17 protein-coding genes are annotated in these 20,331 nt (G+C 64.2%); 8 read left to right on the forward strand and 9 right to left on the reverse strand.

What is annotated here, in order from left to right:
- The 4 genes from AC07R1_RS13400 (at position 1) to fba (ending at position 3,083) form a co-directional block, all read left to right on the forward strand.
- Positions 1-1,164, forward strand: coding sequence for a phosphoglycerate kinase (locus AC07R1_RS13400; RefSeq protein ID WP_053160289.1), 1,164 nt, complete (start codon positions 1-3; stop codon positions 1,162-1,164).
- 32 nt (positions 1,165-1,196) lie between these two features.
- Positions 1,197-1,418 carry a hypothetical protein gene (locus AC07R1_RS13405; protein WP_011063957.1) on the forward strand — a complete coding sequence of 74 codons (222 nt, stop codon included), beginning with the start codon at positions 1,197-1,199 and terminating at the stop codon, positions 1,416-1,418.
- Positions 1,419-1,478: 60 nt separating this feature from the next.
- Positions 1,479-1,808, forward strand: a complete 330-nt coding sequence (locus AC07R1_RS13410) for an MliC family protein (RefSeq protein ID WP_011063956.1) — start codon at positions 1,479-1,481, stop codon at positions 1,806-1,808.
- 210 nt (positions 1,809-2,018) lie between these two features.
- Entirely contained in the window at positions 2,019-3,083 is a 1,065-nt protein-coding gene (fba, locus tag AC07R1_RS13415; protein ID WP_003229012.1) for a class II fructose-bisphosphate aldolase, read from the forward strand.
- Between the two features lie 161 nt (positions 3,084-3,244).
- Here the strand turns inward: fba and AC07R1_RS13420 are convergent, their stop codons facing one another.
- A complete protein-coding gene (locus AC07R1_RS13420; RefSeq protein ID WP_011063955.1) occupies positions 3,245-3,916 on the reverse strand; it encodes a polysaccharide lyase family 7 protein in 672 nt (223 codons plus the stop codon).
- 316 nt (positions 3,917-4,232) lie between these two features.
- Here AC07R1_RS13420 and AC07R1_RS13425 point away from each other — a divergent pair, with 316 nt between their 5' ends.
- Genes AC07R1_RS13425 through AC07R1_RS13435 form a run of 3 tightly spaced genes read left to right on the forward strand, consistent with a single transcriptional unit; the run spans position 4,233 to position 7,231 of the window.
- Positions 4,233-6,356, forward strand: a complete 2,124-nt coding sequence (locus tag AC07R1_RS13425) for a putative bifunctional diguanylate cyclase/phosphodiesterase (protein ID WP_495110602.1) — start codon at positions 4,233-4,235, stop codon at positions 6,354-6,356.
- Positions 6,357-6,398: 42 nt separating this feature from the next.
- Positions 6,399-6,911, forward strand: coding sequence for a M48 metallopeptidase family protein (locus AC07R1_RS13430; RefSeq protein WP_011063953.1), 513 nt, complete (start codon positions 6,399-6,401; stop codon positions 6,909-6,911).
- A 23-nt stretch (positions 6,912-6,934) separates the two neighbouring features.
- A complete protein-coding gene (locus AC07R1_RS13435) occupies positions 6,935-7,231 on the forward strand; it encodes a winged helix-turn-helix domain-containing protein (protein WP_011063952.1) in 297 nt (98 codons plus the stop codon).
- Between the two features lie 3 nt (positions 7,232-7,234).
- Here AC07R1_RS13435 and AC07R1_RS13440 read toward each other — a convergent pair whose 3' ends face one another.
- Positions 7,235-7,687, reverse strand: coding sequence for a GNAT family N-acetyltransferase (locus AC07R1_RS13440; protein WP_011063951.1), 453 nt, complete (start codon positions 7,685-7,687; stop codon positions 7,235-7,237).
- A 277-nt stretch (positions 7,688-7,964) separates the two neighbouring features.
- On the opposite strand from AC07R1_RS13440, the gene AC07R1_RS13445 reads away from it, so the two are divergent.
- The gene (locus AC07R1_RS13445; protein WP_011063950.1) at positions 7,965-8,702 is read left to right on the forward strand and encodes a substrate-binding periplasmic protein; all 738 of its coding nucleotides are present in this window, start codon (positions 7,965-7,967) and stop codon (positions 8,700-8,702) included.
- Positions 8,703-8,788: 86 nt separating this feature from the next.
- On the opposite strand, the gene yccS is transcribed toward AC07R1_RS13445, so the two are convergent.
- The 7 genes from yccS to betA form a co-directional block, all read right to left on the reverse strand.
- Positions 8,789-10,981 (reverse strand): YccS family putative transporter, encoded by a 2,193-nt coding sequence (yccS, locus tag AC07R1_RS13450; RefSeq protein WP_019095267.1) that lies wholly within the window; start codon positions 10,979-10,981, stop codon positions 8,789-8,791.
- Positions 10,982-11,210: 229 nt separating this feature from the next.
- The gene (locus AC07R1_RS13455; RefSeq protein ID WP_011063948.1) at positions 11,211-12,389 is read right to left on the reverse strand and encodes a BaiN/RdsA family NAD(P)/FAD-dependent oxidoreductase; all 1,179 of its coding nucleotides are present in this window, start codon (positions 12,387-12,389) and stop codon (positions 11,211-11,213) included.
- A gap of 61 nt (positions 12,390-12,450) precedes the next feature.
- On the reverse strand, positions 12,451-13,788 hold the full coding sequence (dbpA, locus tag AC07R1_RS13460) for an ATP-dependent RNA helicase DbpA (protein ID WP_230493580.1): 1,338 nt from the start codon (positions 13,786-13,788) through the stop codon (positions 12,451-12,453).
- Between the two features lie 244 nt (positions 13,789-14,032).
- Positions 14,033-15,463, reverse strand: a complete 1,431-nt coding sequence (gene mdtD / locus AC07R1_RS13465; RefSeq protein WP_011063946.1) for a multidrug transporter subunit MdtD — start codon at positions 15,461-15,463, stop codon at positions 14,033-14,035.
- A 36-nt stretch (positions 15,464-15,499) separates the two neighbouring features.
- Positions 15,500-16,837, reverse strand: coding sequence for a TldD/PmbA family protein (locus AC07R1_RS13470; protein WP_495110603.1), 1,338 nt, complete (start codon positions 16,835-16,837; stop codon positions 15,500-15,502).
- Entirely contained in the window at positions 16,837-18,279 is a 1,443-nt protein-coding gene (locus AC07R1_RS13475) for a TldD/PmbA family protein (RefSeq protein WP_019095264.1), read from the reverse strand. The genes AC07R1_RS13470 and AC07R1_RS13475 overlap by 1 nt, the downstream gene beginning before the upstream one ends.
- 229 nt (positions 18,280-18,508) lie before the next feature.
- Positions 18,509-20,212 carry a choline dehydrogenase gene (gene betA / locus AC07R1_RS13480; protein ID WP_011063943.1) on the reverse strand — a complete coding sequence of 568 codons (1,704 nt, stop codon included), beginning with the start codon at positions 20,210-20,212 and terminating at the stop codon, positions 18,509-18,511.
- Positions 20,213-20,331 lie beyond the last annotated feature (119 nt).

A 20,331-nucleotide genomic window follows, 5' to 3' on the forward strand; every position in this document is an offset into this window, starting at 1 on the left:
ATGACCGTGTTGAAGATGACCGACCTCGATCTGCAAGGTAAGCGCGTGCTGATCCGTGAAGACCTCAACGTCCCAGTCAAGGACGGTGTTGTCACCAGCGATGCGCGAATCCTGGCTTCGCTGCCGACCATCAAGCTGGCCCTGGAAAAAGGCGCGGCAGTGATGGTCTGCTCGCACCTGGGCCGCCCGACCGAAGGCGAGTTTTCCGCCGAGAACAGCCTCAAGCCGGTGGCCGACTACCTGAGCCGCGCCCTGGGTCGCGAAGTACCGCTGGTGGCCGATTACCTGAGTGGTGTCGAGGTCAAGGCCGGCGACATCGTGCTGTTCGAGAACGTGCGCTTCAACAAGGGCGAGAAAAAGAACGCCGACGAGCTGGCCCAGCAATACGCTGCCCTGTGCGACGTGTTCGTGATGGACGCCTTCGGCACCGCGCACCGCGCCGAGGGTTCGACCCATGGCGTGGCCAAGTTCGCCAAAGTGGCTGCTGCTGGTCCTTTGCTGGCCGCTGAGCTGGACGCGCTGGGCAAGGCCCTGGGCAACCCGGCCAAGCCGATGGCGGCCATCGTTGCCGGCTCCAAGGTGTCGACCAAGCTGGACGTGCTCAACAGCCTGAGCCAGATCTGCGACCAGTTGATCGTCGGTGGCGGCATCGCCAATACCTTCCTCGCCGCTGCCGGGCATCCGGTGGGCAAGTCGCTGTACGAGCCGGACCTGCTGGACACCGCTCGCGCCATCGCCGCCAAGGTCAGCGTACCGCTGCCGGTGGACGTGGTGGTGGCCAAGGAATTTGCCGAGAGCGCTGCGGCCACCGTCAAGCTGATCGCCGATGTGGCCGATGACGACATGATTCTCGACATCGGCCCGCAGACTGCCGCGCAGTTCGCCGAACTGCTGAAATCCTCCAGGACCATCCTCTGGAACGGCCCGGTGGGCGTGTTCGAATTCGACCAGTTCGGCAATGGCACCAAGGTCCTGGCCCAGGCCATCGCTGACAGCGCCGCGTTCTCCATTGCCGGCGGCGGCGACACCCTGGCAGCCATCGACAAATATGGCGTAGCGCAGCAGATCTCCTACATTTCTACCGGTGGCGGCGCCTTCCTCGAATTCGTCGAGGGCAAGGTGCTGCCGGCGGTTGAAGTCCTGGAAGCCCGGGCCAAGGCCTGAGGCCTCGATTGGCCGGGCAAAGGAGTGTTCTGATGGTCAAGACGTTGCCACTGTTGATCGCCGTGGCGTTGCTGGCGGGCTGCTCCAGTGCCCCCAAGGCAACGCCTGCGGAGGATGCCGGCGAGGTACAGAAAGGCTGCTACCAGGCTGACTGGCAGGCCGAGACGGCTCCGGTGATCAACAAGCGCCTGGGCCCTGAGGGCCTGGAGAAGTACGAGACGCCGTCAAAGGCCAGGGAACAGGGTTGCCCTTGACGGGTCAGATGGGTTAACGCAACGCGCCGGGGCCTGTTGGCCGCCCGCCGAGGAACATTGATGAAAGGTTTGATCGCCGTGGCGATGCTGGGCTTGTTGGCAGGTTGTGCCAACCTGAACCTGCTCAAGTCGCCGACCACTGACAACTGGACCACCTGGACCTGCGACAGCCAGGCCCAGGTGCTCTGGCGCTACACCGACGACAGCCGCAAGGCCGTCGACGTGCGCCTGGGGGGCGACGACCAGGTACGCCGCCTGAAGCTTGAGCCCAGCGGTTCGGGCTCGCTGTACAGCGACGACATGCTGGCGTTTCACGTCAAGGGCGAGGAGGGCCTGGTCTACTGGGTCGCCACCAATGACCTGATCGGCCGCGGCTGCAAGGCCATGTAGGGGCAGGCTTGCCAGCGGAGGCGGCCTCCAGACCTGTGCAAGGTTCAAGGCCCCTTTCACTGGCGAGCCGGCTCCTGCGTGGCTGTAGAGATTTGGTTTTAACGAATGGAACAGAGCGGGTTGACCCCCGATCTGCAATCACTTGAATAGCAGTCGCCGCTACGGCAGGCTTGCACGATTAACGACCCTCGACCGGGAGAGACACACACAATGGCACTCATCAGCATGCGCCAGATGCTGGACCACGCAGCCGAGTTCGGCTACGGCGTTCCAGCCTTCAACGTCAACAACCTTGAGCAGATGCGCGCCATCATGGAAGCCGCTGACAAGACTGACTCCCCGGTGATCGTCCAGGCTTCGGCCGGCGCCCGCAAATACGCCGGCGCGCCTTTCCTGCGTCACCTGATTCTGGCTGCCATCGAAGAGTTTCCGCATATCCCGGTGTGCATGCACCAGGACCACGGCACCAGCCCTGACGTCTGCCAGCGCTCCATCCAACTGGGCTTTTCCTCGGTGATGATGGACGGCTCCCTCGGTGAAGACGGCAAGACCCCGACCGACTACGAATACAACGTCCGTGTTACCCAGCAAACCGTAGCCATGGCCCACGCCTGCGGCGTGTCGGTAGAAGGCGAACTGGGCTGCCTGGGTTCCCTGGAAACCGGCATGGCCGGTGAAGAAGACGGTATTGGCGCCGAAGGCGTGCTGGATCACAGCCAGATGCTGACCGACCCGGAAGAAGCCGCGGACTTCGTCAAGAAGACCCAGGTGGATGCCCTGGCCATCGCCATCGGTACCAGCCACGGCGCCTACAAGTTCACCAAGCCGCCTACCGGTGACGTACTGGCCATCGACCGTATCAAGGAAATCCACAAGCGCATCCCTAACACTCACCTGGTGATGCACGGCTCTTCGTCGGTTCCGCAAGAGTGGCTGGCGATCATCAACCAGTACGGCGGCGACATCAAGGAAACCTACGGCGTGCCGGTTGAAGAAATCGTCGAAGGCATCAAGTACGGCGTGCGCAAGGTCAACATCGATACCGACCTGCGCCTGGCATCCACTGGTGCCATGCGCCGCCTGATGGCCACCAACCCCAGCGAGTTCGACCCGCGCAAGTTCTTCGGCGCCACCGTGACCGCCATGCGCGATGTCTGCATCGCCCGTTACGAAGCCTTCGGCACCGCCGGCAACGCCTCGAAGATCAAGCCGATCTCCCTGGAAGCCATGTTCCAGCGTTACCTCAAGGGTGAGCTGAACGCCAAGGTCAACTGAGCCTAAGCGTCGAACGAAGAAGCCCGCAGCGATGCGGGCTTTTTTGTATCCGGAATTCTTGCCTTCGTAGGCGCTGGCTGGCCAGCGATGAGCGCCTTTGGGCGGATGTCGGGCTCAAGGGCGCCTTCGCCGGCAAGCTGGCTCCTACGCAGGGAGGGGTGTCAGGTCTTGTTGTGGTCGATGTCCAGCTTGGAAAAGGTCACCTTGCCGCCTTCGCTGGTATAGCCGGTGTTGTCCTGCACATAAACCCCGGCCTTGAAGTACAGCGGCTTGTCGCGCCAGGTCGCGCTCAACTGGCTGTCCCACTGATAGCCGGCAGCGCTGACGCCCAGGGCGCCGCCCGGGCTCAGGTGGATCAGGTAGGAAAACTCCCGGTCCATGGGTACGTTCTCGGCAATGGTGATGACACGGCCTTCCTCGTCGTCCGGGTGCAGGCGCACCTTGGCCACGATGTTGCCGCTGCCCTTGCTGGTCTTGTACTGGTACTCGACCTTCACCAGCGGCTTGGTGCTGTTGTAGGCGTGGATCTGGCCGATGACGATCTTGCCCGAGGAGGGCACCTGGTTCACCGCCAGGGTCGCGTACAGCAGGTTGTCCGCTTCGGGGTAGGTCCAGTTGCGCAAGGTGCCGTTGGAGTAGGTCTCGCGCAGCTCGGTGCGCGGGTAGATGGCGTTCTCGGTTTTCGAGCCGGTCACCGGCGACCAGAAGAACAGGGTGCCGGTATCGGAGTGGAAATACTGGTCCTTGAACCCCTTGACCAGTGTCGGGGTGTCGATGGTCGCCGGCGGGCTGCCGACGGGAACGCTGAGGTTCCAGGTTGCCAGGTCGATCATGGTGGTTTTCCGCAAGGCATGGCTGATGCAGGTGGCCGAAGGCTTTAGCCTGCGCTTCTTAGGGGGTCTTTATAGCGCAGAAGCGGCGCTTGGCGAGGCCCGTATGGCGGATATATGGCGTCAGCAAAATGTCGAAATGCCATCTATCCCGGTTTTTATGCGGCAACTCTGTGACCGTTAGTCGGGAGCTGCGGCCATTGGCGAAGTGATGGCGTGCTGACAGCTTCTGCTTTTGAGGATCCGGGTCTAGAGTGAAACCTCAGGTTTTACCGGGTTTTTAAATCCGTTCAGTCTTATTACAGACAAGAGAAGCAGCATGGAATGCGTGCAACCAGAGGCAGCCGAAGGCCACTCCACTCTTCTGATCGTCGATGACTATCCTGAAAACCTCCTCAGCATGCGTGCTCTGTTGCAGCGCCAGGACTGGCAGGTGATGACCGCCGCCTCGGGGGTCGAGGCCCTGGGCCTGCTGCTCGAACATGAAGTGGACCTGGTGTTGCTGGATGTACAGATGCCCGGCATGGATGGCTTCGAAGTCGCCCGCCTGATGCGTGGCAGCCAACGTACCCGGCTGACCCCGATCATCTTTCTCACCGCCAACGAACAGTCTCAGGACGCTGTGATCAAGGGCTATGCCAGTGGCGCCGTGGACTACCTGTTCAAACCGTTCGACCCACAGATTCTCAAGCCCAAGGTCCAGGCCCTGCTGGAGCATCAGCGCAACCGCCGGGCCCTGCAGCACCTCAGCCACGACCTGGAGGTGGCACGGGCCTTCAATGCCTCGGTGCTGGACAACGCTGCCGAGGGCATCCTGGTGGTGGACGAGGGCGGGTGCGTGCGTTTCGCCAATCCGGCGGCCTCGCGCCTGCTCAATGCCCAGGTCAAGGAGCTGGAAGGCTCGCCCTTTCTCGACTACCTGCAAAAGCCCCACGTTCCCGACTGGAGCGACTCCGAGCTCTACGCCTGTTATCGCCGGGGCGAAACCTATCGCCTGCACGACGCTCAGATGCGCACCGTGCCCGGCCAGTTGATCAGCGTGGCCTTGTCCTGTGCGCCCTTGCCCAGTGACCAGAAGGCGATGGTGGTCACCCTGCTGGACATGTCCGAAGTGCGTCACCTGCACCAGCAACTGGAATACCAGGCCGTGACCGACCCGCTGACCGGCCTGCTCAACCGCCGCGGCTTCTATCAGACGGTGGAAAACATCCTGCTGCGCAGCGACCGCTCGGGAAAGTCCCTGGTCCTGCTCTACCTGGACCTCGACGGCTTCAAGCGGGTCAACGACTCCCTGGGGCACGACGCCGGCGACCGGGTGCTGCGCTGGGTTTCCGAACAACTGAAGGACTGCCTGCACTCCTTCGACATTCTCGGGCGCATGGGCGGCGACGAATTCACCGCGCTGCTGGAGCTGAGCTTCCCCGAGCAAGCGGCGAAGATCGCCGAGAAGCTGATCGAACGCCTGTCCATCAACCAGCAGATCGATGGCCTGGAGGTGGTGCTGGGGGCGAGTATCGGCATCGCCATCTACCCCGATTGCGGCTCCAACCTGGACGGCCTGTTGCGGGCGGCGGACATCGCCATGTACGAAGCCAAGCGCGCCGGCCGCCAGCAGTACCGCTACTACGATCACGAGATGAATGGCCGCGCCCGTTCGCGGCTGATGCTCGAGGAAAGCGTGCGCAGCGCCGTGGAGCGCAAGGAATTCACCCTGGTGTACCAGCCCCAGGTGGCCATTGCCGACGGGCGCCTGCGCGGTTTCGAAGCCTTGCTGCGCTGGCGTCATCCGAGTGTGGGCGACGTGCCTCCGGGGCTGTTCCTGCCCCTGCTTGAGGAGGCACGGCTGATCAGCCGCCTGGGCAGTTGGATCTATCAACAGGGCGCGGCCCAGCGCAAGGACTGGGAGCAGGTGTTCAGCCCCGACCTGGTGCTGGGCGTCAGCCTCAGTGCCACCCAGTTCAACATGCCCAACCTGGTGGCCGAGCTGCGCCAGGTGCTGTCGCGCCATGGCCTGCAACCGCGCCAACTGGAGGTGGAGGTTACCGAGGCCGCCTTGACCCAGAACCTGGATGACACCCGCAAACAGTTGCAGCTCCTGCGTCAGCTGGGGGTGCGGGTGGCCCTGGATGACTTCGGCTCGGGCAGTTGTTGCCTGGCCTACCTGCGTGACCTGCAACTGGACACCCTCAAGCTCGATCGCCACCTGATTGCCCGCCTGCTGACCTCGCCAAGGGATGCCGCCATTGCCCGCTGCGTGATCGACCTGTGCAAGCAGTTCGACCTGCTGGTGATCGCCGAGGGCGTGGAAACCCTCGAGCAATACCAGTGGCTCAAGGCCAATGGCTGCGAGTATGTGCAAGGTTTCCTGGTGGCTCGGCCGCTGACCGCCAGTATCGCCAGCCAGTTTTCCCAGCCCTTTGACTGGAGCGCGCTACAGGCCTGAATTCGCTACACTGGCGCCTTTTATGCCCTGCGTTGCCCCTTCATGACCGCACTCAAATACCTCCAGGCCTATCCCGTTGCCTTGCAGCAGCAAGTGCGCCAGTTGATCGATGAACAGCGCCTGGGCGACTACCTGAGCCAGCGTTACCCGGGCCGGCACGCCGTACAGAGCGACAAGGCGCTGTACAGCTACGCTCTGGAGCTCAAGCAGGAATACCTGCGCAATGCGCCGGCCATCGACAAGGTGCTGTTCGACAACCGTCTGGACCTGACCCACCGTGCCCTGGGCCTGCATACCACGGTTTCCCGGGTGCAGGGCGGCAAGCTCAAGGCCAAGAAAGAGATCCGCATCGCTTCGCTGTTCAAGGAGGCGGCGCCGGAATTCCTGCGGATGATCGTGGTGCACGAGCTGGCCCACTTCAAGGAATCGGATCACAACAAGGCGTTCTACAAGCTCTGCGAGCATATGCTGCCGGGCTATCACCAGCTGGAGTTCGACCTGCGGGTCTACCTGACCTGGCGCGACCTGCAAGGCAAGGCGGGAGCGCCGGATTAACCCCTGAAGGCAAGGAGTGGGCGATGGATGTGAGCAAGACCAAGAGCAGTTTCTACCGCCGCCTGTATGTGGCGTACCTGATCGACAGCGGCCTGGCCAGCAGCGTGCCGGCGCTGACCGAGGTCACCGGTATGCCGCGGCGCACCGCCCAGGACACCATCGCGGCCCTGGCGGACCTGGACATCCTCTGCGAGTTCGAGCAGCAGGACGGCGCGCGCAACCATGCCGGGCGTTACCGGATCCACAACTGGGGCGCCATCGACAAGGGCTGGATCGAGCCCAACCTGCGGCAGATCAAGGCCGTGCTGGGCTATCCCTGAGGCTCAGGAGCGACGCATGCCGATGTGAGGAATACCGTCCTCCAGGTATGCTTCGCCCGCCACCACGAAACCGTAGCGGCCGTAATAGGCCTGCAGATGAGCCTGGGCCGAGAGGTAGATCGGCGTTTGCGGCCAGTGCCGCTCGGCCTGCTTCAGCGCCTGCTCCATCAGGGTGTGGCCCAGGCCCTGGCCACGGGCCTGTTCAGCGATGACCACGCGGCCGATGACCACGTCGCCGCCCTGGGAAGTCGGGTCCAGCAGGCGCAGGTAGGCCAGCAACCGGTCGCCGTCCCAGGCCATCAGGTGGCAGGTATCGCCTTCAAGGTCGCGGCCGTCGACTTCCTGATAAGGGCATTTCTGTTCCACCACGAAGACTTCGGTGCGCAATTGCAGAATCGCGTACAACTGTTCCTTGCCCAGGTCGGTGTGGTGTTTGCAGACCCATTCGATGGTCATCTTCATATCCTGTATTGAGTGCTGCGCGAAATAGTAAGCACATCGCCACGGGATGTCTTGCCGGTTGTCACGCAGAAATTGTTTCTGTGAGATGGGTCAAAATGCCACTACTGAGATCACTGGTATTTGTCTTCTTTGTGTAATCTGTTTTCAAGACCTGTGCATGGGTTCTGATGAGCTAATGTTAGGAGCTGGGCCGACCTGTGCCGCACAGGCCGCGACCCTGGAGTATGGGCTGGAACGCGCTGGGCCCAGGGCCCGCTAAGGATCTATTAGCATGCTGCGACTGCATCGAGCTTTGGCTTTGATCGGATTGCTGTTGCTGGGCCAGAGCGCTTTTGCCGAAAGGCTGCGGCTGGTCGCCGATGCCTGGCCACCCTTTACCGACGCGACCCTGGTCAATGGCGGCGTGGCCACCGACATTGTCAGCACCGCCCTGTCCCGTGCCGGCTATTCCAGCGAATTCGAGCAGGTGCCCTGGGCCCGGGCCCTGCTGGGCATCGGCGAGGGGCGCTACGACGTGCTGGTGAATGCCTGGTACAACGAAGAGCGCACCCAGTTGGGGCAGTTCTCCGCGGAATACATGGTCAACCGCGTGCGCTTCATCAAGCGCAAGGACGCGCCGCTGGAATACAGCAACCTCAAGCAGCTGCATGAGTACCCGGTGGCAGTGGTGCGTGGCTACGCCTATTCCCCCGAATTCGACAATGACCCCGACCTGCAGAAGGTGCCGGTGCACAACTTCGCCATGGCGGTGCGCATGCTGGCGGCGGATCGAGTCAAGCTGACCCTGGAGGACGAATACGTGGCCCGCTACTACTTGGCCCGGGAGTCACCGCGGGTACGCAATGCGGTGGAGTTCCTGCCCAAGCCCCTGAGCGAGAACAGCCTGCATATCCTGGTCAGCCTGAAGAACCCCGAGCATGCGCAGATCGTGGCCAGGTTCGACAAGGAAATCGCTGCCATGAAAGCTGACGGCAGCTACGACCGCCTGCTGCGCCAGCACGGCATGTAACCGAAGGTGCAGGAGCTGGCTTGCCAGCGAAAGCGACTCCGGACCGTGCATGAGTCTTGCGGCCCCTTTCGCCGGCAAGCCGGCTCCTACGGTTTTGCGTTGTCGCTGGTGTCCTTGATCAGATGCGCCGCCAGGGTCCGCAACGGGCCCAGCTGACGGCAGATCAGCGCCAGTTGGGTCTGCACCAGGCGCTGGCCTTCGTCGACCTCGTCGGGCATCTGCTCCAGCTCATTGGCCAGGGCTTCTTCGGCATCGCTCTGGATATCGATCGGGGTCTTGTTGGCCAGACCCTGGGCAATCTCGTCGATGCTGGCCGCCAGGCTGACCCCGGCGCCTTCGATCAAGTGCTCGCGAACCTCGTCCGGCAGCCGGGTCTCGCGGTGTGCGCCCAGGCCCGAGAGGTAGCTGAGCAAGGTGTGGGACAGCACCAGGAAGCGGAAGCCCACGTCCGCTTCCTTACGGAAATGCCCGGGTTCCATGAGCATGTTGGCCAGGGTGGTGGACAGCGCGGCGTCGGCGTTGTGGGCGTTGCGCCGGGCCAGGCGGTAGGCCAGGTCGTCGCTCTTGCCGGCGGCGTACTGCTGCATGATCTGGCGCAGGTAGATGCTGTTGCAGGTCAGGGTGTTGGCCAGCACCTTGTTCAGGCGTCGGCCCTGCCAGTCCGGCAGGAACAGGAACACCGCCAGCCCGGCGATCAGGCTGCCCAGCAGCGTATCGAACAGCCGCGGCAGGAACAGCCCATAACCGTCGCCCACCTGGTTGAAGCAGAACAGCACCATCAGGGTGATGGCCGCCGTGGCCAGGGTGTAGCGGGTGGTGCGGTTGGTGAAGAACACCACCCCGGCGGCAATGGCGAACAGCGACTGCACCAAGGGGCTGGGGAACAGGTCGAACAGCGCCCAGGCGATGGTCAGGCCGATGGCGGTGCCGATGATCCGCTGGCCCAGCTTGCGCCGGGTAGCGCCGTAGTTGGGCTGGCAGACGAACAGGGTGGTGAGGATGATCCAGTAACCCTGGGAAGGGTGGATCAAATGCACCATGCCGTAGCCGATGCTCAGCGCCAGGGGCAGGCGCAGGGCATGGCGGAACAGCAGCGAGGTTGGCGTCAGCTGGGTGCGCAGGCGGGTCCAGACATCCTTGAAGTTGCGTGGCGAACGGTCCAGCAGGCTGCTGTCGGTGGCGTCCGCCAGGGCGTCGGGGTTGCTGGCGTCGCTGAGCAGGCGGTCGAGGGTGCCGAGGTTGGCCGCCAGGGCTCGCAATGAGCGCAACAGCCCGCGCCAGGCCGGGTTGCTCTGGATCCGCAGGTGTTCCAGGGAAGCGTGCAGGTCGCCCAGGGCCTCGGCGAAGGTGGCGTCATAGACGAACGGCTGGCGCAACTGGATGGATTCGGCCAGGGCACGGCAGGCCTTGCCCTGCTGGCGCAGCAGGCGCTGGCAGCGGAACAGCACGTCGCTGTGGAAAAACGCCTCGGTCAGGGCGTTGTACGGGTAGTGGGAAGAGCTGGCGCGCTCATGAATGTCCTGGGCCAGGAAGTACAGCTTCAGGTAGCGGCTGACCTTCGACCCCGGCCGGCCGTTGCCCACCCGGTGCAGGATGATTTCCTTGGCGACGTTGAGGGCCGCCACCACCTTGCCGTTCTGCTTGGCCAGTTCCAGGCGCCGGGCCTCCACGTCCAGCTGGCGGATGGGCTCGAACAGCGAGGACTTGAGCTTGAGGTAGTAACCCAGTTCGCGAAACAGCCGGGCCAGGCTCTGCTGCACCGGCTGGTTGGAAAACAGCGCCTGCCACAGCACCGACAGCAGGCCGTACCAGGCGGCGCCGGCCACCAGCAGCAGCGGCTCGTGCCAGAAATCGATCACCGCGCCGCCGCGCTGGTCGACGCCGATCATGGTGTAGACCGAGAGGATCAGGGTCGCCGAGGCGATGGCGCCATAGCGTTCGCCCAGCGCCCCCAGCATGGTCAGGCCGAAGCTGGCCAGGGCCAGGGCGATGGCGAAGATCCAGGGGTAGGGGAACAGCAGTTCCACCGACAGCGCGGCAATGCTGAAGCACACCAGGGTCACGGCCAGGGAATTGAGCCGGCCTTGCCAGCTGTCGTCGGTTTCCGCCAGGGCGCTGGCGATGATGCCGAGGAACAGCGGGATCAGCAGGGCCATTTCATCCTGATACCAGCACAGCGCCATGCTGCCGGTCAGGGCGATGAACACCCGCACGCTGTAGCTGAATTTATCCAGCGCCCAGAGGCGGCGCAGGGATTGGCGAAAAGAGGTCGAGGACATGGAGTAGGGCAGGCCTTCCGGGGCGATGCAGCTAAATTGAGCCAGTATTGACGACGGCGCAATGCCGTCGTCACATCGGCCGGCAAATTCTGTTGCCGTTGCCGGTCGGACACCTGTAGCCGCTGCCGCAGGCTGCGACAGGTCCGCAGGACCTCAGCGGACATCGGATCGCCGCGCCCCTTCGGGTCGTTCGCAGCCTGCGGCAGCGGCTACAGGGAGACGCAGCGGCTCAGACGTACTGCGCCGCCGCGTAGCCCGAGGCCCAGGCCCACTGGAAGTTGAAGCCGCCCAGGTGGCCGGTGACGTCCAGCACTTCACCGATGAAATACAGCCCCGGGCTCTTCAGCGATTCCATGGTCTTGGACGAAACTTCCCGGGTGTCGACGCCGCCCAGGGTCACTTCGGCGGTGCGGTAGCCCTCGGTGCCCGCCGGTACCAGTTGCCAGCTGCCGAGTTTCTGCGCCACGTCCGCCAGCTCCGCCGGGGTGTACTGCTTCATCGGCTTGGAGACGAACCAGTGGTCGGCCAGCAGGCCGGCCATCTTCTTGGTGAAGATCTCCCCCAGGAGGGTCTTGAGCTCGCTGTTGGGGCGCTCGGCCTGCTGCTGTTGCAGCCAGCCCAGGGCGTCGTGGTCCGGCAGCAGGTTGATCTCGACGCTGTCGCCGGGCTGCCAGTAGGAGGAAATCTGCAGGATCGCCGGGCCGCTGAGGCCGCGGTGGGTGAACAGGATGTTCTCGCGAAAGCTCTGGTCGTTGCAGCTCACCAGGCAATCCACCGAGGTTCCCGACAGCTCGCTGCACAGCTCCTTGAGCTGGTCGGTGATGGTGAACGGCACCAGGCCGGCACGGGTCGGCAGCAGTTCATGGCCGAACTGTTTGGCCACCTGATAACCGAAGCCGGTGGCGCCCAGCGTCGGGATCGACAGCCCGCCGGTGGCGATCACCAGCGATTGGCACTGAACCTGGCCGAGGGTGGTGTCGAGCAGGTAGCCGCTTTCGACCTTTTCGATGGTCTGGATCGAGGTGTCCAGGCGCAGCTCCACGCCGACCTGATCGCACTCGTCGAGCAGCATGCCGAGGATGTCGCTGGACTTGTTATCGCAGAACAGCTGGCCGAGTTTCTTCTCGTGGTAGGGCACGCCGTGCTTGGCCACCAGGCCGATGAAATCCCACTGGGTGTAGCGCGCCAGGGCCGATTTGCAGAAGTGCGGGTTCTGCGACAGGAAGTTGGCCGGCTCGGTGTACATATTGGTGAAATTGCAGCGGCCACCGCCGGACATCAGGATTTTCTTGCCGGCCTTGTTGGCGTGGTCCAGCAGCAACACCTGGCGGCCTCGGCCGGCCGCGGTCAGGGCGCACATCAGGCCGGCGGCGCCGGCGCCAATGATCACGACTTCGGTAGAACGCAAAACGGTGTCCTCAATAGAAGCGAACGGCCCTGTGGCAGCGGCTACAGGTCAAACAGTGGGGTTAAAGGACGCGCACGCGCAGCGAGCGGCCCTTGATCTTGCCGTTGTTCAGGCGCTGCAGCGCCTGCATGACCACGGTGCGTTCAACCGCCACATACGACTGGAAGTCGAAGATCGCGATCTTGCCGACCTGGGCGCCCGGGATGCCGGCGTCGCCGGTCAGTGCGCCGAGAATATCCCCCGGACGTACCTTGTCCTTGCGCCCGCCGGCGATGCACAACGTGCTCATCGGTGGCTGCAGCGGGGCGCCGCCCTGGGACTTGAGGTTATCGACCTGATCCCAGTTCAACGGGGCTTTCTGCAGTTGTTCGATGGCTTGCGCGCGATGGGCTTCGGACGGTGCGACGAGGCTGACCGCGATGCCTTTCTCGCCAGCGCGACCGGTACGGCCAACGCGGTGAATGTGGATTTCCGAATCGCGGGCCAGCTCGACGTTGATCACCATGTCCAGCGCATCGATGTCCAGACCACGGGCGGCGACGTCGGTGGCGACCAGTACCGATGTGCTGCGGTTGGCAAACATCGCCAGCACCTGATCGCGGTCACGCTGCTCCAGGTCGCCGTGCAGGCCGACAGCGGAGATGCCTTTGGCGGTCAGGTGATCGACGGTTTCCTGCACTTGCTGCTTGGTGAAGCAGAACGCCACACAGGAGGCCGGGCGGAAGTGGTGCAGGACTTTGGTCACTGCGCTCATGCGCTCTTCCGGTGAAATCTCGTAGAAGCGCTGCTCGATCTGCGTATCGTCGTGGAACGCTTCGGCTTTCACCGTTTGCGGATCGCGCATGAATTTCGACGCCAGTTGCTTGATGCCCACCGGATACGTGGCGGAGAACAGCAGGGTCTGGCGGCGCGACGGGGTCTTTTCGATGATGTCTTCGATGGCGTCGTAGAAACCCATGTCGAGCATGCGGTCGGCTTCGTCGAGCACCAGCGTGTTCAGGCCGTCGAGCACCAGCGAACCCTTGCGCAGATGCTGCTGGATACGCCCTGGGGTGCCGACGATGATATGCGCACCGTGCTCCAGGGAGGCGATCTGTGGCCCGAACGACACGCCGCCGCACAGGGTCAGGACCTTGATGTTGTCTTCGGCGCGGGCCAGCCGGCGCACTTCCTTGGCCACCTGGTCGGCCAGCTCGCGAGTCGGGCAGATCACCAGGGCCTGGCAGCCGAAGTAGCGCGGGTTGATCGGGTTCAGCAGGCCGATGCCGAAGGCCGCGGTCTTGCCGCTGCCGGTCTTGGCCTGGGCGATCAGGTCCATGCCCTTGAGGATCACCGGCAAGCTCTGCGCCTGGATCGGCGTCATCTGGGCATAACCGAGGGAGTCGAGGTTAGCCAGCATGGCGGGAGACAGGGGCAAAGTATTAAAAGCGGTGGCAATGGTGGTCACGGGACTGGCCTGCAAAACAAAATGTCGCGCAGTGTATCAGTCTCGCTCCCACAACCTGCAAATTCTGGACGAGCAACCGCGCAGGAGCGGTTTTGTGTAGGAGCTGGCTTGCCAGCGAAAGCAGCCGCGAGGTTGGCGCAGGGCTCATGGGCCTCTTCGCCGGCGAGCCGGCTCCTACGGGGGGAGGTGTGTGGGTTCAGTGTTCGATGTGCTGCTCTTGGACCTTGCGCGCTCGGCGGCCATCGGTGGGCGACAGCTGGAGGAAGATCGCCGCCGCCAGCATCGCCATGATCCCTACCGTGAGGAAGGTCAGTTGGAAGGCGCCGAGTACGGTGTCCACTCCGTCATTGCCCACTTCAGCAGTAAAACCGCCCAGCAGCGCACCGGCACACGCCACCCCCAGGCTCAGGGACAATTGCGCTACCACTGACAGCAGGCTGTTGCCGCTACTGGCCGCGGCATCGTCGAGGTCGATCAGGGTCACGGTGTTCATCGCGGTGAACTGCAGCGAGTTGATCGCCCCCAGCACCGCCAGCATGCCCAGCAACAGCGGATAAGGCGTGTGCTCGCTGACCAGGCCCATGCTGGCCAGCATCAGCCCCAGGGCCAGGGTGTTGCCGGTGAGCACGATGCGGTAGCCCAGGCGCTCGATCAGTGGCCGGGCGATGGATTTGGCCAGCATTGCCGCGGCCGCCAGGGGCAGCATGCTCATCCCCGCCTGGGACGGTGAATAGCCCAGGGCCACTTGCAGCAGCAGGGGCACCAGGAACGGCAGGGCGCCGCTGCCCAGGCGGGCGAACAGGTTACCCAGAATGCCCACGGCAAAGGTCCGCACCTTGAACAGTGACGGGGCGAACAGCGGGTTGTCGGTGTGCACGGCCCGCAGCCAGTAGGCCGCCAGGCAGGCCAGCCCGCCGAACAGCAGCAACATCACCCGCAAGTGCGGCAGGTGCAGTTCCCCCAGGCCTTCCATGGCGATGGTGATCAGCACCATCGCCGCGCCGAACAGCACAAAGCCCAGGCTGTCGAAGCGTGTGCGCTCGCTGCCGCGCAGGTCGGGAATGAAACGCCACACCGCATAGCAGCCAACGGCGCCTACCGGCAGGTTGATCAGGAAGATCCAGTGCCAGGTCAGGTACTGCACCATCCAGCCGCCCATGGTCGGGCCGATCAGCGGCCCCAGAAGCCCGGGAATGGTGATGAAGCCCATGATCCGCACCAGTTCCGAACGCGGGTAGGCACGCAGCACCACCAGCCGTCCCACCGGCAGCATCAGCGCACCGCCCAGGCCCTGGATCACCCGGGCGCCAATCAGCTGGGTCAGGGTGTTGGACAGGGCGCAGAGCAGGGAACCGATGCTGAACAGCAAGATGGCGCCGAAGAAGATCCGCTTGGTGCCGAAGCGGTCGGCGATCCAGCCCGAGGCCGGGATCAAGAGGGCCACAGTAAGCATGTAGGCGATGATCACCCCCTGCATGCGCAGGGGGTTTTCCGCCAGGTCCTGGGCCATGGCCGGCAGGGCGGTATTGAGGATGGTGCCGTCCAGGGACTGCATGAAGAAGGCGATGGCCACCACCCAGGGCAGCCAGCGGGCGGTGGTGGCATCGAGTGGCGCGCGTTCGGGCATGGGACCTCTGGGTGAGTTCAGGTTTGAGGGCGGTTTCTACAGGGTCAGGGTCAGGCGGCTGACCAGCGCTCCGGGCAAGTGCATCGAAGCGGTCTGGCGCTGGCCGTAGGTACTGGCCGACAGCAGCAGCTCGCGTTGCTCGGTCAGGGCCTCCAGCTGCGAGCCCAGCAGGCTGTAGACGCTGTCATCGAAGCGCATGGTGCTCACCGGCGCCTGGATCTCGCCGTTCTCCACCCAGAAGGTGGCGAAGCGGGTCATGCCGGTCAGGCGCGCCGCCGGCAGGTCCGAGTAGTTCAGGTACCACAGGTTGCTGATGTACAGCCCGGTGCCCAGCTGCTTGAGGATCTCCTGCTGGGACAACCGCCCCGCGGCCATGTTCAGTGCACTGGGGTACTCGCCGCTGCCGGCACCATTGGTGGTCAGGCCGTACTCGGCGGCGCTGCGGGAGTTGATCAGTTGGGCATTGGCGCTGCCCGCGGCGATCAGTGACAGGTCGCTGCGCGGGTAGCCTTCGTCGGAAAACGCCGGGCTCAGGGAACCGCTGACCTGTTCGTCGAGCGACACCAGCGGGTTCAGCGCGGCATCACCGGCATAGAGCTTCTGCAGCGGGCTGTGCTTGCTGGCGATCGACTGGGCCGAGAAGCCGCCCCAGGCCAGCATGCCCATGATCTCCTCCAGGGCCGCCGGCGCCAGGTAGGCCCGGTACTGCCCGGGCGCCAGGGTGCGCAGTGGCCGGCCAAGGAATTCCAGTTGTTCCCGGGCCTGCTGGAAGCGCAGGGCGAAGGCCTGGCTGTCCCAGGCGTGCCCGGCGTAGCTGGCCTTCACCGCCTCGCCGTTTTCGTGGAACAGGCTGAAATCGAAGTTGAAGCTGTTGGCCTGGTGCCAGCCGAAGGCCCCGCCGGAACTGGCGAAGCCACGGCTGATGGGGCCGGCAGCGTAGATGCCCACCAGGTCCAGGCCGGCGCCGGCGCGACCGATTTCTTCCACCACCTGCTCACTGCCGGGCAGCGGCTGGTCCTGCACGTGATGGCTTTGCCAATGGGTGTGGTTGAGCATCAGGTACGGGTCGGCCGGCAGCAGTGGCAGGGTCTCGCGCAGTTGTTGCAGGCCATCGGCCAGGCGCTGGCGATCCACCTCGGGGTCATTGCTCAGGGTGATGCTGAGGTCGGCGTGGCGGCCATTGTCGATCAGCTTGAAATGCACGCTGGCCTGTTGCACCTGCCCGGCCTGGCGCACCTTGGCGTGGTTGAAGCGAATGAACTCCGAGGCTTCGGCGGCGTAGCTCAGGGTGAACTGCTCGGTCTCGCGCAGCGCGTCTTTGAGCCACTGCACCAAGGCCTTGAATGGCTGGGCCTGATCGGCTGTCCTGATCATCAGGCGTCTCCTCCAAATACATCAATCTTGCTGAATACGCAGGCCGGCGAAGCATGGCCGACGCGAATCACCTGGTTGGGCTCGCCCTTGCCGCAGTTGGGCGTGCCCAGCACCTGGAAGGTGCTGCGGTCGCCGACCGCGCTGAGGTTGCGCCAGAACTGCGCGGAAATCCCCCGGTAATTGGGGTTCTTGACCACGCCCCGGAGTTCGCCGTTCTCGATCAACTGGCCCCATTCGCAGCCGAACTGGAACTTGTTGCGCGCATCGTCGATGGACCAGGAACGGTTGGTGGACATCAGGATGCCGTGCTCGATGTGCCCGATCATTTGCTCCAGGGGCTGGTCGCCGGGCTCGATGTTGAGGTTGGCCATGCGGTCGATCGGTGCACGGTTCCAACTGCTGGCGCGGCTGTTGGCGACGCCGTCGAGGCCGCTGCGGTATTGCGACAGGGCGCTGCCCAGGGGGCGTACCAGCAGGCCCTCGCGAATCAGGAACTGCTTGCTGGCCGCGGTGCCGTCGTCGTCGTGACTGTAGCTGGCCAGTTCCTCGGGGATCTGCGGGTCGAAAGTCACGTTGAGCAGCGAGGAGCCGTATTGCAGGCTGCCGAAATCCTGCTGTTTGACGAAGCTGGTGCCGGCGTAATTGCGCTCGTCGCCGAGAATGCGGTCCAGCTCCAGGGGATGGCCGATGGATTCGTGGATCTGCAGCATCATCTGGTCCGGCATCAGCAGCAGGTCCCGCGGGCCCTGGGGGGTATTGGGCGCCAGCAGCAGTTGCAGGGCCTGGTCGGCGACCCGCGGCGCAGCCCCCAGCAGGCCACAGCGGCTGATCACATCGCCGGCGCCCTGCTGGCCGAAGTTCTCCCGGCCGAGGCTGCGGGTCTGGCTGTCGCTGCCGTCGTAGGCGGTCACGTCCAGGCCCGGGTAGACGAAACGCTGGGCCTGGCGCAGCTCGGCGCCGGCGCTGTTGAGGTAGATCTGTTCGACCTGGGTCACGCCGATGCCCACCTGCCAGTTCACCAGGCGTTCATCCTTGGGCACCGAGGCCGACTCATCGCCCAGCAGCTGATAGCAGTCGCTGAGGGAGGGGAAGGGCTGCTCCAGGTTGGGCGAGAAATAGTCCGCGCGGTGGCTGGAGACCGGTTGCTCACGCAGGTCCAGCAGGGCATGGGCGGCGATGACCCGGGCCTGCTGCTCGGCGCGGTCCAGGGCGGCCTGCAGGCCGCTTTGCGACAGGTCGTTGGTGGCGGCGTAGGCTTCCACGCCGCGCACCCGTACGGTCAGCATCGCCCCTTCGTCTCGGCCCAGGCTCGGCGGCTCGGCGACGTTCTTGCGCACCGACAGGTACTGGTCCGATTCGCGGACATAACGCAGGGAAAAGAATTCGGCGCCCGTGCGCAAGGCAGCGAAGCGCTGCTTGAGCTGGGGGTGAAAGTCGAACATGGAGGACCTCCTTGTGAGGCGCGATAGCGGGTCGACGCGTTTCGCCAGCAAACGGAACACCGCCCGGCGGTTCCTACAGGTATAGGTGCTGATGAGCGCGGGGGCGAAAGGGGATGTGCAAGTTGCAGAACTGTAGCCGCTGCCGAAGGCTGCGATCAAGGAAGTAGTTCTGAGGGAATGAAGGGAAGAGAAAAAGGGCGCCGACCCTTGCGGTCGGCGCCCGTCAGGCTTACTGCGCGGCGGGAGTCACATCGCGCATCGGCTTGCCACGTACCGGGGCTTCACCGGCTACGTAGTAGGCCGCGGTGCTGCGTGGCAGTGGCTGGCGGCCACGGATCTTGTCGGCGATTTTCTCGGCCATCATGATCGTCGGCGCGTTGAGGTTGCCGGTGGTGATGATCGGCATGATCGAGGCATCCACCACGCGCAGGCCTTGCATGCCATGCACGCGACCCTGGCCATCCACTACAGCCATGTCGTCGGTGCCCATCTTGCACGAGCAGGATGGGTGGAAGGCGGTCTCGGCGTGCTCGCGGACGAACTTGTCCAGTTGCTCGTCGGTCTGCACCTCGATGCCCGGGCTGATCTCGCGGCCGCGGAAAGGGTCCAGGGCCGGCTGCTGCATGATTTCACGGGTCAGGCGGATGCCGTCGCGGAATTCCTGCCAGTCCTGCTCGGTGGCCATGTAGTTGAAGAGGATGCTCGGGTGCTGGCGCGGGTCCTTGGACTTGAGCTGCACGCGGCCACGGCTCGGCGAGCGCATGGAGCCCATGTGCGCCTGGAAGCCGTGCTCTTTCACACCATTGCTGCCGTTGTAGTTAATCGCCACCGGCAGGAAGTGGTACTGGATATTCGGCCATTCGAACTCTTCGCGGGTACGGATGAAACCGCCGGCTTCGAACTGGTTGCTGGCGCCGATGCCGGTGCCGTTGAACAGCCACTCGGCACCGATGGCCGGCTGGTTCCACCACAGCAGCGATGGATACAGCGACACCGGCTGGGTGCAGGCGTACTGCAGGTACAGTTCCAGGTGGTCCTGAAGGTTCTCGCCCACGCCCGGCAGGTCGTGAACCACCGGGATGTCCAGGCTTTCCAGGAGGGCGCGGGGGCCTACGCCGGAACGTTGCAGCAATTGCGGCGAGGCGATGGCGCCGGAGCTGACGATGACTTCCTTGCGCGCACGGGCTTCCACGCGCTCTTCAGTGCTGCCTTGCAGGTAGCTCACGCCCACGGCGCGCTTGCCTTCGAAGAGGATCTTGTCGGTCAGGGCGTGGGTGACGATGGTCAGGGTCGAACGCTTTTTCGCGGTGTCCAGGTAACCGCGGGCGGTGCTGGCGCGACGACCTTTGGGGGTCACGGTGCGGTCCATCGGGCCGAAGCCTTCCTGCTGGTAGCCGTTCAGGTCTTCGGTACGCGGGTAACCGGCCTGCACGCCGGCTTCGACCATGGCGTGGAACAACGGGTTGTTGCCGGCCTTGGGCGTGGTCACGCTGACCGGGCCTTCGCCGCCGTGGTAGTCGTTGGGGCCGATGTCACGGGTTTCCGCCTTGCGGAAATACGGCAGGCAATCCAGGTAGGTCCAGTCTTCCAGGCCTGGCAGCTTGGCCCAGCCGTCGTAGTCCATGGCGTTGCCGCGGATGTAGCACATGCCGTTGATCAGCGACGAGCCGCCCAGGCCCTTGCCGCGACCGCACTCCATGCGACGACCGTTCATGTGTGGCTCTGGATCGGTCTCGTAGGCCCAGTTGTAGCGACGGCCTTGCAGTGGGAAGGCCAGTGCCGCCGGCATCTGGGTGCGGAAGTCGAAACGGTAGTCCGGGCCACCGGCTTCCAGCAGCAGGACGGTGACGCCTTCGTCTTCAGTCAGACGGGTCGCCAGGGTGTTACCGGCCGAGCCGGCACCCACAATGATGTAATCGTATTCTTGGGCCATTGGAGCCTCCGTGGAGAGCTGCAAGCCTCAAGCTTCAAGCTGCAGGGAAGGCAGCGAAGCGGGCTTGGCATTGAATGGGGAGCAGGCGGCAAGCCAGGCTGTTGCCTGGGCCTGCCGCT

Source organism: Pseudomonas sp. GW821-FHT07F01, from assembly GCF_059418825.1.